The organism is Cupriavidus lacunae (genome assembly GCF_003353055.1).
GTDB classification, from domain to species: domain Bacteria; phylum Pseudomonadota; class Gammaproteobacteria; order Burkholderiales; family Burkholderiaceae; genus Cupriavidus; species Cupriavidus lacunae.
The window spans coordinates 1-15,758 of record NZ_QKWJ01000040.1 but is presented as its reverse complement, the minus strand read 5'-3'; the positions used below and the strand labels follow the sequence as shown (position 1 = coordinate 15,758).

Sequence of the window (15,758 nt, the reverse complement as noted above, 5' to 3'; positions counted from 1 at the left end):
GTCAGTTCGACGACGAAAGATCTGCGGATGCCGGTCGGCGCGTCTCCTGCGCCTGGCGGGGATGGCGGTGTTCATGGAGATTCTGGCATGCCGTGCAGCGCATGGCGGTCGGGTACGCCTGCAAGCGGGCGAATGGGATGGCCTGCTGGCAGTCGATACAGGCGCCATACTGGCCACTCCTCATCCGTGACCGGGCTGCTTCAATGTCGGCCAGTTGCCTGCGATAGTGTTTCAGCATCGCGTCGCCCTGGCGCTGCACGGTCTTTTCGTCCGCCACTTCACCCTCGTCAAGGTGTTCACGTTGTGTTGGCGCCACGACAGGCGAATCCGCGGTTCCGGCGACGGCACGTATGCGCAACTCCTCAGCGTCCATTTGGGCCACCAACTTCGCCAATTCTTCCTTTGTCAGCCCTTCCATGGCTGGCCTCCTGGATAAGCATCCTGCGGGTCGCACCTCAGCAGACCGTCCAGCGTAGCGCGCTTGGGCAATCGCATTTGGCGGGCACAGTTGCCGTATTGCCGCTCAGATGTGTCGCCACTCAGATCGAGGCCCCCGCAAGGGGCCGTAGCCATTTGCCGGCATGGCAAAAACCACGTGTCCCTTGCGGGACCAGCACGTGTCACAGCCGTGCCGGCGCCGCAGTCGCGAATGCCTAACGGTGGCTGGCAGCCAGCGCGACGATAGCGCCTGTGGTTGCCGCGATGGCGGCCACGGTACCCATGCTTTGCCATGGATGCTCATGGACGTAGCGATCGGTCGTTGTCGCCCACTCGGAGACTTTGGCGCGGCTTTCTTCGCGCAGCGTAACGATGCGCTCCTGCAGCGCGCGCTGCCGGGCCTTGAGTGCATGGCGCTCAAGGCTGGTCCCTACGCCGGTTTCAGCTTTGACATCATGAAGAAGTGCCTGCACGTCGGCCATCAGCGTATCGACGTCGCGGGTCAATGCGTCCTTGCGCATAGAGAAATCGGATCGGATGTCGTTCATCTTGCCCTCCTGTTAGCGAAATCATCGCGGTGCGTCGCGCAGCACGATTGGCACTGTGTCAAATATAGGATTGGGTTGACAGCCCGGCATGACAAACAGCAAGCCACGCCCCACACACGAGGCGCAAAGTGCAGGACAGGTGCCGGATACGGTACTGCCGACGCTGCAGGCCCCGTCCCGGCGGGACTGTGCGCGGCGCTGCGCATGCAGGGAGCGATGGCGCGGCACTGGAGTCACGACTTTCGCGTCCCTCGCCTTACCCGCTCCAGATACTTTCCTGAAGCGACCTCGATTCGCACCGTGTCCCCTTCCTTGACGAACTGAGGAACGAGAACTTCCATGCCGTTCTCCAGCGTGGCAGTCTTGAAGGTAGAGGTTTCGTGCTCGTGCAGGCCCGGTGGCGCGGACATGATGGTTAACTCGACCGCAGGGGGGAATGCGATGGTAACTGGCTCGCCCTCATAAAGCTGCACCGGGATTCGCATATTGGGGTGAAGAAATTTCTGGTATGCGCCCATGGTTTCCACAGGAAAACTGATCTGCTCGAAGGTGTCGGGATTCATGAAGAAAAAGGCGACACCGTCGGTGTACAGATATTCCATCTCCTGGTGATCGAGCACGACCTCTTCGAGCTTGTCGCTCGGGTGTAACCGCAACTCCTTGACGTGACCAGTCTTAAGGTTCTTGAACTTGGCGAAAACTGCGCTCCCCTGTTGGCCGCCGCCGGCGTGGTACCCGGCGCTGATAGCGCTATGAAGTTGGCCCTCAAGCATGATGATCATGCCCGACTTCAGTCCGGAAGCTTCGACCATTGGTGTCTCCGCCTGGGCGGCAAGATTTCGCCTTCAGCCTAGCACCGCAGCGCCCCTTCAACAAAGGGCCGGCGGCGACAGCGGGATGTTGCAGCGCCGCATGCACAAGGCTGACAAGGAGCCAGACCGCCACGAGTCGCCCTGTCCCCTGATCAGGGAATCAAGAAGCGCGTCACGCCAGAGCGTGAACGATTGTCATACCATTAAGTTCGTAGCGCGTGCCAGGGGGGCCGAGACGGATGGCCCGGCCGGCCGCAGAGGAGGCCAACATGTTTCAGCATATCTTGGTGCCCACCGATGGATCGGAACTTTCCGACGCTGCCGTTCGCATGGCGGTGACACTCGCCAAGGCATTTGAGGCGAGGATCACTGGATTGCATGTCATCCCGGAATTCCATGTCCTCACGCATCGGGTTGACATGCTGGAGGATACCCAGGAGCGCTATGCACAACTTGCCGAAATGCATGCGGAGCGATACCTGGCGGTGGTCGCACAAGCGGCAAAGGAAGCGGCGGTGGCATGCGAGACGCTCAGCGTTACCCACAATCACCCCTATGAGGCGATCATCCGGACCGGGGAGGAGCGTAACTGTGACCTCATTGTCATGGCGTCGCATGGCCGAGCCGGCCTGCAGGGGTTACTGATCGGCAGCGAAACCCAGAAGGTCCTGACGCATTGCCGGATCCCGGTTTTCGTGTTCCGCTAGTCAATACTGCAGACCAACCGCATGCGGCGCAGCGGCGAGCGCCAACCCAACCCGGCCCTTGACCTGGAACCGCAGCTGAAGCTGCGGCATCCGATCCTGCAAGCGTATTTCCTCATGCAGCGACAAGAGCAAAACTCGATTCATTCATCGTGCGAAGGCTCCCCCGCAGTCTGATCAAGCTGCGCTTTGAGCATCGCTGAAGCAGATGCTGCGTGGCTTCCATTTGGTGCAAGAAGGAGCGTCAGCACGCGGTACAACACGCCAACCATCAGCTAGGTAGATTGGCGCAGCGACCCGGCAGGCCTGACAGCGCCTCTTGCCGGATCATCACAATGCTGCTGCCTTACTGGTTGTATTGGAAAGCAGTGAACCAGCACGCAGCCGGAAAATCTTCCGTTACAAATTCATCGCGCGTGCCGTCATCTTGGGCGATCCAGGTGCCGTTACTGGGTCATGTTCGGCGACCCGCGCCGGGCACCCACAACGAAGGGGAGCGTGAAATGATGACGAAGAAAATTCTGGGTGGTGTAGCGATCGCGGTCTTCGCGGCAAGCCTCGCCAGCGCGGCCATCGCGAACGATAAGGACACCCGCTGGGAACGCAACCACCCCCGTCGCGAGCAGGTCAATGAACGACTTGCCAACCAGAACCGGCGCATCAACCACGAACTGAAGGAAGGCGAGATCTCGAAGGCCCAAGCCGCCAGGCTACACCAGGAAGATCATCAGATTCGCCGGGAAGAGCGCATGATGGCCAGCCAGAACGGCAGCCATATCACGCGCCAGGAGCAGCGCACGCTGAACCAGCAGGAAAACGCTGTCAGCCACCAGATCGGTCGGTAACGCTTGCATTGCGCAGCGACATGGAAGCGGGGGCTTTGGGCCAGGGCTTATCGGCCGCTGAAGTACTCGCTGCGCAGTGGAAGGCTGCCCTGGATCTCATTGCCCCAAAGCTGGAGCAAGAGCTTGGCGCTTTCGGCGGAATCTCGGTTGTCGTCAACGACCAAAATTCGACGGCCGGTAATCTCGGCATCACGCCCTTGCGCGGCAGTCGACGGTGACACGGGCAGCTTTTCCGCGTCTCGCTGCAAGAGCGGCACAAGCAGAATGAACTCCGCACCGCGTCCAATTCCGTCGCTGTGCGCGCTGACTGTACCACCATGCAATTCAAGAATCTTCCGGACAAGGGATAGTCCGATTCCCAAGCCATCCGTGGCGTGTCGGCGCGCATCGGTACGAAGTACCGAGCCAGGGGCCGCGAGTGACGGCTGGCATCCGACAGGCAGACAATTGTGTTGGATGGCGGGGAACACGTCCGGCCGTTCTGAAACTGCTGTCAGGCGGCGGAAATTCCACGCGCTGCAGCACAGGTTAGTTGAAAGGCGCGCACCGACACCGACCAATAAACCAGCCGCACCGCAGCCTAAAAATCCACATTTTTCAACAACTTGAATGGCAGTTCGTGGCCGTGGTGATCAGCGCTTCACGCCCTACTTGCCGCTGCGCTTGCCGCCGATGCCGACCTTGCCGCGCCCGACCTTGCGATGCGGCACACAGGGGCGCAGCCTCTTCCTGGAGCCAGCCGTCAACGTGACGTGCTCCGCAGGGTAGCGGGTCGTCCTATGCAGCGCGGCCTGGTAGGCGGGATGACCCGGATCTATGCGCCTGATAGCTGACATGACTGGCACCTCCTCATGGGATCCTAGTCCGAAAAGGCACGGCGATTATGCCGCCTTCCTGAACACGCCATGTGCTCGTTCTGGTGGATGCCGGCAATGGCGACCGGTTGCCGTCGGCAAGCCCGATGCGCCAGCGTACGGCCCTACCGGATTCGTAGTTTGGCTCGTATAAGCCCATAGCCGGTAACGGCAAGGCCCATGGACGCGCACACCACAAGGTACACCGTTTGGACATGCAGGACTGAAGGTACACCTCCCCCCAACAGGCCGTTGCCGACCCTCTCCGGACCCTTGGTCGAATTTTGCGAACGTCTCTAACCAGTTCAGAAGCGGCGGCTCCTGTCTACTGGTATCAGAACTGGTTCATGGTGTTGTCTTTACCCGCCGCTTTCAGGGCCGCTTCGCCGCTGCCACCCCCGTCCGCATCGGCCGCCACCTTGCACCGAACCGCCTTGTCATGGCCCCGATGACCCGCTCCCGCGCCGGACCGCAACACGTTCTTTGCGCCGCCGACGGCCACGGGGTACATCGACTATCCGGCGTTGGCTGAGGCCAAAGCGGCTTGAGGCATGAGGCACGAAACCGGCAAGAGGCTTGCCGTTTGGCGGCAAGCCAGGCTTCAGCCAATGAGATCGGCACCTGTCGTAAGGACAATCTTTCCAAAGTGTGTGCCGGAATCGATCAGCTCGTGCGCGCTGCGAGCGTCGACAAGCGCAAAGGTCTTGTAGACAACCGGCTTGATCTTGCCGCTCTCGATGTGCGGCCAGACCTGCCGCTCGAGTTCATTGATAATGGCCGCCTTGTCCGCGGATGTACGCGATCGCAATGTTGATCCCATATGCGTCAGACGTTTCGTCATCATCGGCACGACGTTGAGATCCTTCGCCGGCCCCTTGATCACGCCCACCTGGAGGATCCGTCCGTCCATGGCCGCGGCGTCATAGTTCCTGGCCACGTAGTCGCCGGCAATGATGTCGAGGATCACGTCGACGCCTGCTCCATCGGTAGACCGCTTCGTGGCGGCGACGAAATCTTCCTCGCGGTAATCTATCGCGAGGTCTGCGCCTAGCGCCAGGCTGGCCTCCCGATGCGCCTGCGAGCCACCTGTCGTGATGATTTTCGCAGCGCCGAATGCCTTCGCCAGCATGGTCGCCGTGGTACCGATACCTGACGCGCCGCCATGGATCAACACCGATTCGCCGGCAACCAGCTTGCCGCGCTGGAACAGGTTCAGCCATACCGTCATAAACGTTTCGGGCATGGCCCCCGCTTCCACCAACGTTAGGCCGTTGGGGATATGCATTGTGTTGCTGGCGTGCGCGACTGCATATTCTGCGTAGCCACCACCGGGAATCAACGCACACACCAGTTCGCCAATCCGGAATTGGGACACGTCGGAGCCAACGGCAACCACTTGACCTGCCACTTCCAGCCCTGGAATATCCGAAGCGCCGGGAGGCGGATCATACAGCCCTTTGCGCTGGAAAACGTCTGGACCGTTCACGGCAGCCGCGTGGATGCGGATCAGAACCTGATCGGCGGCCGGCATCGGCACCGCGCGCGTAGTCGGCACCAGGACCTCAGGACCGCCGGGCTGTTTGATCTCAATGGCCGTCATGGACGACGGCACGCGATAAGTTGAAGCAGACATGGATACCACACCTTCTGTAGACGAGACTCGATTGATCCGGGCGGATCATTGAACGAGGAACTCTTGCGTTCAGTTTAGGCCTCGACGTTGATGAACATATGCAGCATTATTCATGCTGTCAGATGCAAATTTGCATCATGAGGGTGGCACGATGAACTGGGATGACGCGCGCGTGTTTCTCGCGGTGGAGCGCGAAAAAACGCTCCGTGGAGCGGCCAGGACGCTCAATCTCGATCAGGCGACGGTCGGCAGACGGATCGCGGCACTGGAGCACGCGCTACGTGCAACGCTCTTCCTGCGCACCTCTGAGGGTTACGCGTTAACCGCCGCAGGCGAGGCCGCGTTGAGATCAGCGGAGAAAATGGAGCACTCCGCACACGAACTCGTCAGACGAACTCAGGGCACGGATACACGGCTTGCGGGGGACGTAAGAGTCACCAGCACCGACTCGATCGCGCTCGATTTCCTGCTTCCGGCCATCGAACGCCTGCATGCTATGCATCCCGAAGTGCGCGTCCTGCTCGACACGTCGACGCGCATGCTAAACCTGGCAAAGCGTGAAGCGGATATCGCGGTCCGGTCAGTCAGGCCGGAGAATCCCGATCTTGTCGCGCGGCGCCTGGCTCGCTGGCCCATGGCGCTCTTTGCGTCGAATGCTTACCTCGAGCGGCATGGCAAGCCGGCCGCTGGCTCCGCCTTCTCGGGGCACGATCTTGTCGTCTATCAGGGAAACTGGACCGGTAATCGATCACCGACGCTTGCCGGCGAACCGATACACGCGGGGCGCATCGTATCGACCTTCAACTCCAGCCTCATGCTGCGTACCGCGGTGAAGGCCGGCCTCGGCATCGGTGAGCTTCCGATACATCTGGCTGAACACGACGGCCTCGTGCAGATATGGCCGGAACCCGCACGTGGGGCGGTCTACGAAATCTGGCTCGTCACGCATCAAGACCTTCGGCATACCGCGCGCATCGCAGCAATGATTGATGGCATCGTCTCCGCGTTCGAAGATCACACAACCCACACAAAATACACGCACGACGTAGCCGCGGCCCTGCGTGTCGCGTTGCTGCAAACACAGCCGTAGCCCCAAGGCCGGCTCACTATTGCGTTGCTGTGGCTAACACGCTTCAGGCGACGGCACCTGGCGGCACATGGCGTGCCAGGAAACGGTCCAATTGGCCCGCGAACGCCTTGCTATCCTGTGGCGCGTACGGTGCCGGTCCGCCGGTATCGACGCCCGAGCCGCGGAGCTGATCCATCACCTCGCGCAGCGTCAGGCGCTCCTGGATATTCTCACGGCTAAACCAGCTTCCTCGTGGGTCGAGCACATAGGCGCCCTTGTCGAGGGCAGCTGCGGCAAGAACAATGTCCGCCGTAATGACGAGGTCACCGCTGCTGACCAGTTCAATGATACGGTCATCGGCGACGTCGAAGCCCGCCGGCACTTGCAGTGCCTTGATAAAGCGGGAAGGCGGCGTGCGCATATACTGGTTGGCAACCAGCGTGACGCATACCTGGACACGTTGTGCGGCCCGATACAACATTTCCTTGACGACAACCGGGCAGGCGTCTGCGTCAACCAGTACTTGCATTGCGGTACTTCCAATGGAGGGAGGGAACGCTCATATTACTGCCTGCACGCGTCTCGATGGGAACGAACGTTGGCAGGGGGATCGGGACCGTTCCCCGACGCGTGCCGGCGCCACGCAAAGCGTCTTCATCGAATCGCCGTCTGCGAATCCGCCGCTCGTCGTTCTCTACCGAGCCACACGTACAGCTTCTGCATGTAAGCGCACAAGAAATCGTTCGACGAGCCCCCCGCGAGCTATCTCGGCGGAAAAAAAACGCCAACCCGTTATGGGTTGGCGTTTTGCTGGGGGGCTTTACTGGTATCAGAACTGGTTCATGGTGTTGTCTTTACCCGCCGCTTTCAGGGCCGCTTCGCCGCTGAAATACTCCTTGTGATCGTCGCCGATGTCCGAGCCGGACATGTTCTGGTGCTTGACGCAGGCGATGCCCTGGCGGATTTCCTTGCGCTGCACGCCAGCCACATAACCCAGCATGCCCTGGTCGCCGAAGTATTCCTTGGCCAGGTTGTCGGTCGACAGTGCGGCGGTGTGGTAGGTCGGCAGCGTAATCAGGTGGTGGAAGATACCTGCTTCGCGCGACGCGTCGGCCTGGAAGGTCCGGATATTTTCGTCGGCGAGCTTCGCCAGTTCGGTCTGATCGTATTCAACGCTCATCAGTTGGGCGCGGTCGTATGCCGACACATCCTTGCCCGCGGCCTTCATCGCGTCATACGCCTGCTGGCGGAAATTCAGGGTCCAGTTGAACGACGGGCTGTTGTTGTACACCAGCTTTGCGTTCGGAATGACTTTGCGAATCTCGCTGACCATGCCGCCGATCTGGGCGATATGCGGCTTTTCGGTTTCGATCCACAGCAGGTCAGCGCCGTTTTGCAGTGCGGTGACGCAATCCAGTACGCAGCGCGCTTCGCCTGTGCCGGCGCGGAACTGGAACAGGTTGCTAGGCAGGCGCTTAGGACGCAGCAGCTTGCCGTCGCGCTTGATGATGACGTCACCATTGCCCAGTTCGTCGGCCGACAATTCCTCGCAATCGAGGAAGGAATTGTACTGGTCGCCCAGGTCGCCCGGCGTGTTGGTCACGGCGATCTGCTTAGTCAGGCCGGCACCCAGCGAGTCGGTACGGGCCACGATGACGCCGTCGTCAACGCCCAGTTCCAGGAAGGCGTAGCGGATGGCGCGGATCTTGGCCAGGAAGTCCTCGTGCGGCACGGTGACCTTGCCATCCTGGTGGCCGCACTGCTTCTCGTCGGACACCTGGTTTTCGATCTGAATGCAGCATGCGCCCGCTTCGATGAACTGCTTGGCCAGCAGGTACGTTGCTTCGGCGTTGCCGAAACCCGCGTCGATGTCCGCGATGATGGGCACTACGTGGGTGACATGGTTGTCGATCTTTGCCTGGATGGCGGCCTTGGCAGGACCCGCGGCAGCGTCCAGCTCGCGGAACAGACCGCCCAGTTCACGGGCGTCGGCCTGGCGCAGGAAGGTGTACAACTCGCGGATCAGCGCACTGACGGAGGTTTTTTCGTGCATCGACTGGTCCGGCAGCGGGCCGAACTCGGAGCGCAGCGCGGCCACCATCCAGCCGGACAGGTAAAGGTAGCGGCGGTCGGTGCTGTTGAAGTGCTTCTTGATGGAGATCATCTTCTGCTGGCCGATGAAGCCGTGCCAGCAACCCAGCGACTGGGTGTACTTGGACGAGTCGGCATCGTAGGCAGCCATGTCGGCGCGCATGATCTTGGCGGTGTACTTGGCAATGTCCAGGCCCGTTTTGAACTTGTTCTGGGCACGCATGCGGGCGGCATACTCGGGGTTGATGGCATTCCATGCGCTGCCGTGGTTCTCTTTCAAACCAGCAACTGCCTTGATGTCGTCTTGATACTGGGCCATGGGAATTTCCTAAGAAGAAAGCGCGTTTGAAGAAATGGTTGCGTGTGCCGCTACGGATGTCGAAGCAAGCAGCGTGGACTCATTGTATGGCGCTTTTGACGCGTCACGACGATGTCTTATATAAGACATAAGAGTTGGTTTATCCTTATTTTTCAATAAGATAGGTGGCAAATTTCATGATGTGGAACGCGTTTTTAAGGAACGAAAACATAGCGCCGCGGAAACTCGGGGTGAATTCCGCAATGTGAAAAGCGCTTTCAGTTGCCGGAGGCAAAGGCAAGCAAGGATGGGTCGAGCAACGATAGCTAGGGGGATTTTGCGGACGTCTGTCGAACGAACAGTGTCATGAATCGGCGCAGCAATACATGCGCCAACACCGCCATTCTGGCAATGGATAGCGACAACCGCCGCGACTTGCGAACGGGTCTTGCCTAATCTAGCCTTATAGGCGGTGAGTACTATGGTGCGCTTGTTCGCGTGGCTTGGGACTGCGCTGGCAGACACGAGTCGTTGTTGCACTCGCAAGCAACGTTGCGGCAGACAAGGGCGACAAGCCTCGCGCGCAAGCGCCTGCCGGCCACGCCCTGCGCGTGGGCGCGTCGTTGGCTGCTCAAAGGAACTGAACCGAGGAGGACGTAATGAGAACGCGCGCCGTAATCGCAGCAGTTTCGATGGTGGCCTGCGCCATCTTGGCCGGCACGGCGCACGCCGGCGCGACCTTCGAAGCCGTGAAGAAGAAGGGCTTTGTCCAATGCGGCGTGAATGTCGGGCTCCCGGGGTTCTCCGTCGCCGACGAGAAAGGCGTTTGGAAGGGGCTCGACGTCGACGTTTGCCGCGCCATTGCGGCAGCGGTATTCGGCGACGCTTCCAAGGTTAAGTTCACCCCGCTCACCGCCAAGGAGCGATTCACCGCGCTGCAGTCCGGGGAGGTGGACGTCCTCTCGCGTAACACCACGTGGACTGTGACCCGTGAAGGCGGGCTGGGCATCGCCTTCACCGGCATCACCTACATCGACGGGCAGGGCTTCCTTGTGAAAAAGAAGCTCGGCGTGAAATCCGCGCTCAAGCTCGACGGCGCGACGGTTTGCGTGGGATCGGGAACGACCACGGAACTGAACCTGGCGGACTATTTCGCGCTTCACAAGATGAAGTTCAAGGCCGTTGTCTACGACACGTCGGATGAAACGGAGAAGGGCTTCGCGGCCGGCCGCTGCGATGTACTCACCAGCGATCAGTCGCAGCTTTATGCGCTACGCCTCAAGCTCGCCGATCCCGACGGCGCTGTCGTGCTTCCAGAAGTGATCTCCAAGGAGCCACTCGGCCCGGCAGTGCGCCAGGGTGACCAGGAGTGGTTCAACGTCGTTCGCTGGTCCCTGTTCGCGATGCTGGACGCGGAGGAACTGGGTGTGAGTTCAGAGAACGTCGACCAGATGAAGCAGAGCAAAAACCCGGACATCAAGCGCTTGCTGGGCGTGGAGGTCATCAAGCACGGCCTCGGATTGCCTGACGACTGGGCCTACAAGATCGTCAAGCAAGTGGGCAACTATGGAGAGATCTTCGAGCGCAATGTTGGCTCCGGCAGCCCGCTGAAGATCAGCCGTGGCCAGAATGCCCTGTGGACAAAAGGCGGTCTGCAGTACGCGCCGCCGATTCGCTAGGCGCCCACGGAGATCCGCGGGGTGATGTGCGCGGCCGAGCGGCGCGGCGCCCGCCCGCCGCTTTCAGGCCAGGAATCTGCTGCGACCCGGACCATGGCCCAGACCAAGGAACCCCCTGAAGCGGCGCCGGCACGGCCGCTGCCCTGGAACGATCCCCGGGTCCGGGCCATCGTGCTCCAGGTGCTGGTGATCGCCGGTGTCATCGCGCTCGCGGTCTACCTGGTCCGCAACCTGATGCACAACCTCGAGGTACGCGGCATTTCGACGGGGTTCGGCTTCCTCTCGAACCGGGCGGGCTTCGCCATCAACCAGTCGCTGATTCCCTACAGCGAGGAGACTTCGACCTACGGGCGGACCTTCGTCGTTGGCCTGCTCAATACGCTCCTCGTCTCCGGGCTGGGCATCGTATGCTCCACCATCCTCGGCTTTATCATCGGCGTGGCGCGACTTTCCCGGAACTGGCTGGTGGCAAAGCTGGCGTCGGCCTATATCGAGACCTTCCGCAACCTTCCGCTACTCGTCCAGATCCTCTTCTGGTACTTCGCGGTCTTCCTGAACCTGCCGCCGCCGGGCGAGGCGCTGCACATCGGCGACTCGTTCTTCCTGACGCTGCGGGGCCTCTACCTGCCGCGCCCGGTCGCGCAGGCCGGATTTGGCTGGACGGTCCTCGCGTTCGTTGCGGCGATGGTCGCGTCCATCGTCCTCGTGTGGTGGTCGCGGCATCGCCGGGACCGTACGGGCAAGCGCTTCCCCGCGTATCTTGCTTCCACCGGCTTGCTGCTGAGCGTGCCGCTCGTCGCGTTCGTTCTCACGGGCCGACCGCTGCAATGGGTAAAGCCCGAGCTTGCGGGCTTCAATTTCGTTGGCGGCGTGGATGTGATCCCGGAACTCGCCGCGCTGCTGCTGTCGCTCTCCATCTATACCGCCGCCTTCATCGCCGAGACGGTGCGCGCCGGCATCCTCTCGGTGTCCCCCGGGCAGACGGAAGCAGCGTATGCGCTCGGACTGCGCCCGCGCTGGACATTGCGGCTCGTGATCATCCCCCAGGCGATGCGGGTGACGATCCCGCCGTTGACGAGCCAGTACCTGAATCTCACCAAGAACTCCTCCCTGGCCACGGCAATCGGATATCCCGACCTGGTGTCACTCTTTGCCGGAACCACCCTGAATCAGACGGGCCAGGCCGTAGAGGTGATGTCGATGACCATGGCGGTCTATCTCGTCATCAGTCTCGTGATCTCGATGTTCATGAACTGGTTCAACGCGCGGATGGCGCTGGTTGAGCGCTAGGCCATGACGACTTACCCGCAGCGCCACGCCGACCTGCCACCGCCATCCGCCCGGACGGCAGGGCTGGGCTGGCTGCGCAAGAACCTCTTCGACTCTCCCCTGAACTGCGCGCTCACGCTCCTCTCGCTGTATCTCCTTTACCTCGTTGTGCCGCCGGTGGTCGAGTGGGCACTGATCAAGGCCGACTGGCGGGGTGCCAGCAGTGAGGCCTGCTCCAGGGTCGGCGCGTGCTGGCCATTCATCCGCGTGCATCTCAACCAGTTCATGTACGGCTTCTATCCGGTCGCCCAGCAGTGGCGGGTGAACCTCGCGATCGTACTACTGGGGGCGCTCATCGCGCCACTGTTCTTCAGGCGCTTTGCGCTGAAGTCGTGGCTGGGCGCCGTTATCCTCCTCGTTTATCCCGTCATCGCGTTCCACCTTCTTGTCGGCGGCCGCTTCGGCCTGAGCCACGTCGAAACGAGCAAATGGGGAGGGTTGTCGCTTACGCTGGTGATCGCTATCGTCGGCATGGTGGCGGCCCTTCCGCTGGGAATCGTCCTCGCGCTCGGCCGGCGCGCCACCAACATGCCCATTCTCAAGGCCTTGTGCGTGGCGTTCATAGAGCTCGTGCGCGGAGTGCCGCTCATCACCGTCCTTTTCATGTCCTCGGTGATGCTGCCTTTCTTCCTGCCTGAAGGGCTGAACTTCGACAAGCTCTTGCGCGCCCTGATCGGCGTGGCGCTGTTTGCGTCCGCCTACATGGCGGAGGTGGTGCGCGGCGGCCTGCAGGGGATTCCGAAGGCCCAGTTCGAGGCCGCCGCCGCGCTGGGCCTGGGCTTCTGGAAGTCGACCGCACTGGTCATCCTGCCCCAGGCGCTCAGGCTGGTGATCCCGGGAATCGTGAACACGTTCATCGGGCTCTTCAAGGACACCAGCCTGGTACTCATCATCGGCCTGTTCGACCTGCTCGGCAGTACCCAGGCCGCCAATGCCGACACCAACTGGCTGGGGTTTTCGACGGAAGGCTACGTTTTTGCAGGATGCATTTACTGGGCCTTCTGTTTCAGCATGTCGCGCTACAGCCAGTGGCTTGAGAAGAGGCTGCAAGCCGGTCAACGACACTGAGATCCAATGAGGAGTCGCACATGAATGCCGTACATGCCGTCGACCCGGCGGCCAATGCCGCGAGCGCCGGCCCGGCCATGGTCGAGCTGCGTGGCGTGCATAAGTGGTACGACAGGTTCCACGTACTCAAGGACATCAACCTGAGCGTCGCGAAAGGCGAGCGCATCGTCATTTGCGGGCCCTCGGGCTCCGGGAAGTCCACGCTGATCCGCTGCATCAACCGCCTGGAAGAGCATCAGCGCGGCAGGATCATCGTTGACGGCGTCGAACTCACCAGCGACGTGAAGAACATCGAGAAGGTCCGCTGCGAAGTGGGCATTGTGTTCCAGCAGTTCAATCTCTTTCCACATCTCACGGTCCTGGAGAACTGCGTATTGGCGCCGATGTGGGTTCGCAAGACGCCGCGAAAGGCGGCCGAGCAGGCCGCGATGGAATACCTCGAGCGTGTGCGCATCCCCGAGCAGGCGAAAAAGTATCCGGGGCAGCTCTCCGGCGGCCAGCAACAGCGCGTGGCGATCGCCCGCAGCCTTTGCATGCGCCCCAAGATCATGTTGTTCGACGAGCCCACCTCGGCGCTCGACCCGGAGATGATCAAGGAGGTGCTCGATGTCATGGTGGAACTGGCCAGGAGCGGGATGACCATGCTCTGCGTGACCCACGAGATGGGCTTTGCGAAGACGGTCGCCAATCGCGTGATATTCATGGATGGCGGCGAGATCATCGAGGAAAACGAACCCGAGGCGTTTTTCACGCGCCCGCAGCACGACCGAACGAAACTGTTCCTGAGCCAGATCCTCAATCAATGAGGCCGTACCAGCCGCCTGTCGAATGCCACAGTGGCCATGCGCCCTTGAAACGTTCGCGCTTGCCTGCCGCAGGCTTGAGCCTCCCAGGCGCCCGAACAGGATCCGATCCGACCGATCGAGACAATGCCGGAATCCAGCGAGCCCTCCAGTATGTCTAACCTGTCCGACTAAAAATTAGATGAGTTGGGACTTTTCGCTTGTCGTACTACAGCGCGAAATCGAGATCAGTGTTTGCGGCTTGTGCACTTGCCTTCGTATGCGGTCTGAGCGTCGCGGAACGACTGAGGATTCAATCGGTCGATGCAACGATTGCGGCCGTCGGCGCGGACGTACCAGGCCCAGCTAACAGGCGTCCGACCGCGGGACAGGGTCTCATGATCGTGATGGCGTCCAGAACCCCCCTCCCCTGGCGCCTTTCCGTTCCTAAGTTGCGGCGCAGCGGCTTGTATCGTCATGCTTTTTTCCTAACATGAAGGCAATCCGCGCTGATGATCAGCGACTGCGGAAACCGGATCTGGGAGGCTAAAAATGAAACGGCTGGAATTTGCTCTGCTGCTTGCCTTGGCCATCGCGCCTCCTCTGTTCGGCCAGGAAGCCGCCCCGGTGGACAAGATGGAAATGCTGAATGCCGCGATCCTCAAATGGACAGATGCGCCCGACGCGCTCCCAAAGGGAGCCAAGATTGCAGTGCTATACGGCGACCCGATGAAGGAGGGTTCGTATGTGATCCGGCTGAAGCTGCCGGCCGGATACGAGATCCCACCCCATTGGCACACGCAGGACGAGAACCTGACCATTCTCTCCGGTGCACTCTATCTTGGGTCAGGTGACAAGTATGATATCAATAAGGCACATCAGCTAGTGGCCGGCGGCTTCCACCATCTACCTGGCAAGGCGCAGCATTACGCCTTTACGAAGCGGGCAACCATTGTCGAGATTCACGGAATGGGGCCGTTCGATATCCATTATCTCGACGAAAAGAAGAAGGGCTAGTCACCAGCAGCGGTGACGATCGCGCTCGCGATTGCGATTGCGTCGGTGCCGAACAGCCACAAGCTCGATGCGCCGCAACGGTTGGACTGGCCCGGCGCGCTTAGCGTCGCAGCAGGGCTCGCTGCCCTCACCTATGGTCTGACCGAGGCGTCCGCGCGCGGTTTCGCAGATCCGCTTGAACTGCTCGATGAACTGGACGTTCCCAGGGACGCACGCCGGACCGGGCAGTTGCTGGTACCGGGCGCGCAAGGCGGAGCGGCAGCGGGCGACGCCCATTTGCCGGCTAAGACACCCGTGGCGCTGGCGGAAGCCGAAGCTATCACCGAAGCAATGCGCGCCAGCGCCGGTGTCCGCTGTGTGGGCGTTCGCCGGAGCGGGTCTCGCGGTGGCGACCATCCATCCCCGCAGGGATATGCCTCGTGGCAACGGACGCGTCCGTTGCCTGTCGGCGCCCTCCCCTCAACTAGCCCGAAGTTTGAGAGCCCGAAACCCTGCCAAGCCAGAGGTGGCGCGCCTTTGCGCCATTTCTATCGTTTTATTTGTTCCCATGTAAATAATCTATTTTTGACGATATTTTCCTTGATTTGCAGG

At 61.0% G+C, this 15,758-nt stretch carries 17 protein-coding genes and 2 pseudogenes; 10 read left to right on the top strand and 9 right to left on the bottom strand.

All coding sequences use genetic code 11. The features are described 5' to 3' along the window. Window position 1 precedes the first annotated feature (1 nt). From DN412_RS25660 to DN412_RS25650, 3 genes are all read right to left on the bottom strand, one after another. A complete protein-coding gene (locus DN412_RS25660; RefSeq protein WP_115214152.1) occupies window positions 2–418 on the bottom strand; it encodes a TraR/DksA family transcriptional regulator in 417 nt (138 codons plus the stop codon). Window positions 419–653: 235 nt separating this feature from the next. Continuing rightward, on the bottom strand, window positions 654–986 hold the full coding sequence (locus DN412_RS25655) for a glycine zipper domain-containing protein (protein WP_115214151.1): 333 nt from the start codon (window positions 984–986) through the stop codon (window positions 654–656). A gap of 233 nt (window positions 987–1,219) precedes the next feature. Beyond that, complete coding sequence (locus DN412_RS25650; RefSeq protein WP_115214150.1) at window positions 1,220–1,798, bottom strand: elongation factor P; 579 nt, start codon at window positions 1,796–1,798, stop codon at window positions 1,220–1,222. Between the two features lie 269 nt (window positions 1,799–2,067). Between DN412_RS25650 and DN412_RS25645 the strand changes: the two genes are divergently transcribed. From DN412_RS25645 to DN412_RS43495, 3 genes are all read left to right on the top strand, one after another. Beyond that, window positions 2,068–2,505 (top strand): universal stress protein, encoded by a 438-nt coding sequence (locus tag DN412_RS25645; RefSeq protein ID WP_115214149.1) that lies wholly within the window; start codon window positions 2,068–2,070, stop codon window positions 2,503–2,505. Between the two features lie 500 nt (window positions 2,506–3,005). Beyond that, complete coding sequence (locus DN412_RS25640; protein WP_115214148.1) at window positions 3,006–3,347, top strand: hypothetical protein; 342 nt, start codon at window positions 3,006–3,008, stop codon at window positions 3,345–3,347. Window positions 3,348–3,355: 8 nt separating this feature from the next. Further along, complete coding sequence (locus DN412_RS43495; protein ID WP_161564044.1) at window positions 3,356–3,565, top strand: hypothetical protein; 210 nt, start codon at window positions 3,356–3,358, stop codon at window positions 3,563–3,565. A gap of 90 nt (window positions 3,566–3,655) precedes the next feature. Here the strand turns inward: DN412_RS43495 and DN412_RS45940 are convergent. From DN412_RS45940 to DN412_RS25625, 4 genes and pseudogenes are all read right to left on the bottom strand, one after another. Next, window positions 3,656–3,817 (bottom strand): annotated as a pseudogene (locus DN412_RS45940) (hypothetical protein); the annotation flags it as partial. A 177-nt stretch (window positions 3,818–3,994) separates the two neighbouring features. Beyond that, a complete protein-coding gene (locus DN412_RS25630; protein ID WP_115214146.1) occupies window positions 3,995–4,183 on the bottom strand; it encodes a hypothetical protein in 189 nt (62 codons plus the stop codon). A gap of 352 nt (window positions 4,184–4,535) precedes the next feature. After that, complete coding sequence (locus DN412_RS43490) at window positions 4,536–4,712, bottom strand: hypothetical protein (protein ID WP_161564043.1); 177 nt, start codon at window positions 4,710–4,712, stop codon at window positions 4,536–4,538. Between the two features lie 90 nt (window positions 4,713–4,802). After that, on the bottom strand, window positions 4,803–5,834 hold the full coding sequence (locus tag DN412_RS25625) for an NAD(P)H-quinone oxidoreductase (RefSeq protein ID WP_167471127.1): 1,032 nt from the start codon (window positions 5,832–5,834) through the stop codon (window positions 4,803–4,805). A gap of 151 nt (window positions 5,835–5,985) precedes the next feature. Between DN412_RS25625 and DN412_RS25620 the strand changes: the two genes are divergently transcribed. Next, complete coding sequence (locus DN412_RS25620) at window positions 5,986–6,924, top strand: LysR family transcriptional regulator (protein ID WP_115214144.1); 939 nt, start codon at window positions 5,986–5,988, stop codon at window positions 6,922–6,924. A gap of 43 nt (window positions 6,925–6,967) precedes the next feature. Here DN412_RS25620 and DN412_RS25615 read toward each other — a convergent pair whose 3' ends face one another. Continuing rightward, on the bottom strand, window positions 6,968–7,432 hold the full coding sequence (locus DN412_RS25615; RefSeq protein ID WP_115214143.1) for a YaiI/YqxD family protein: 465 nt from the start codon (window positions 7,430–7,432) through the stop codon (window positions 6,968–6,970). Window positions 7,433–7,732: 300 nt separating this feature from the next. Continuing rightward, window positions 7,733–9,313 (bottom strand): isocitrate lyase, encoded by a 1,581-nt coding sequence (locus DN412_RS25610; RefSeq protein WP_115214142.1) that lies wholly within the window; start codon window positions 9,311–9,313, stop codon window positions 7,733–7,735. Window positions 9,314–9,951: 638 nt separating this feature from the next. On the opposite strand from DN412_RS25610, the gene DN412_RS25605 reads away from it, so the two are divergent. The 6 genes and pseudogenes from DN412_RS25605 to DN412_RS45935 all read left to right on the top strand — a co-directional run. Then, the gene (locus DN412_RS25605; protein WP_115214141.1) at window positions 9,952–10,971 is read left to right on the top strand and encodes an amino acid ABC transporter substrate-binding protein; all 1,020 of its coding nucleotides are present in this window, start codon (window positions 9,952–9,954) and stop codon (window positions 10,969–10,971) included. 93 nt (window positions 10,972–11,064) lie between these two features. Then, a complete protein-coding gene (locus tag DN412_RS25600) occupies window positions 11,065–12,261 on the top strand; it encodes an amino acid ABC transporter permease (protein ID WP_115214193.1) in 1,197 nt (398 codons plus the stop codon). Between the two features lie 3 nt (window positions 12,262–12,264). After that, a complete protein-coding gene (locus DN412_RS25595; RefSeq protein WP_115214140.1) occupies window positions 12,265–13,368 on the top strand; it encodes an amino acid ABC transporter permease in 1,104 nt (367 codons plus the stop codon). Between the two features lie 77 nt (window positions 13,369–13,445). Next, entirely contained in the window at window positions 13,446–14,174 is a 729-nt protein-coding gene (locus DN412_RS25590; RefSeq protein WP_133303084.1) for an amino acid ABC transporter ATP-binding protein, read from the top strand. A 528-nt stretch (window positions 14,175–14,702) separates the two neighbouring features. Continuing rightward, complete coding sequence (locus DN412_RS25585; RefSeq protein ID WP_115214138.1) at window positions 14,703–15,167, top strand: cupin domain-containing protein; 465 nt, start codon at window positions 14,703–14,705, stop codon at window positions 15,165–15,167. Between the two features lie 6 nt (window positions 15,168–15,173). Continuing rightward, window positions 15,174–15,350 (top strand): annotated as a pseudogene (locus tag DN412_RS45935) (MFS transporter); the annotation flags it as partial. Window positions 15,351–15,758: the final 408 nt, after the last annotated feature.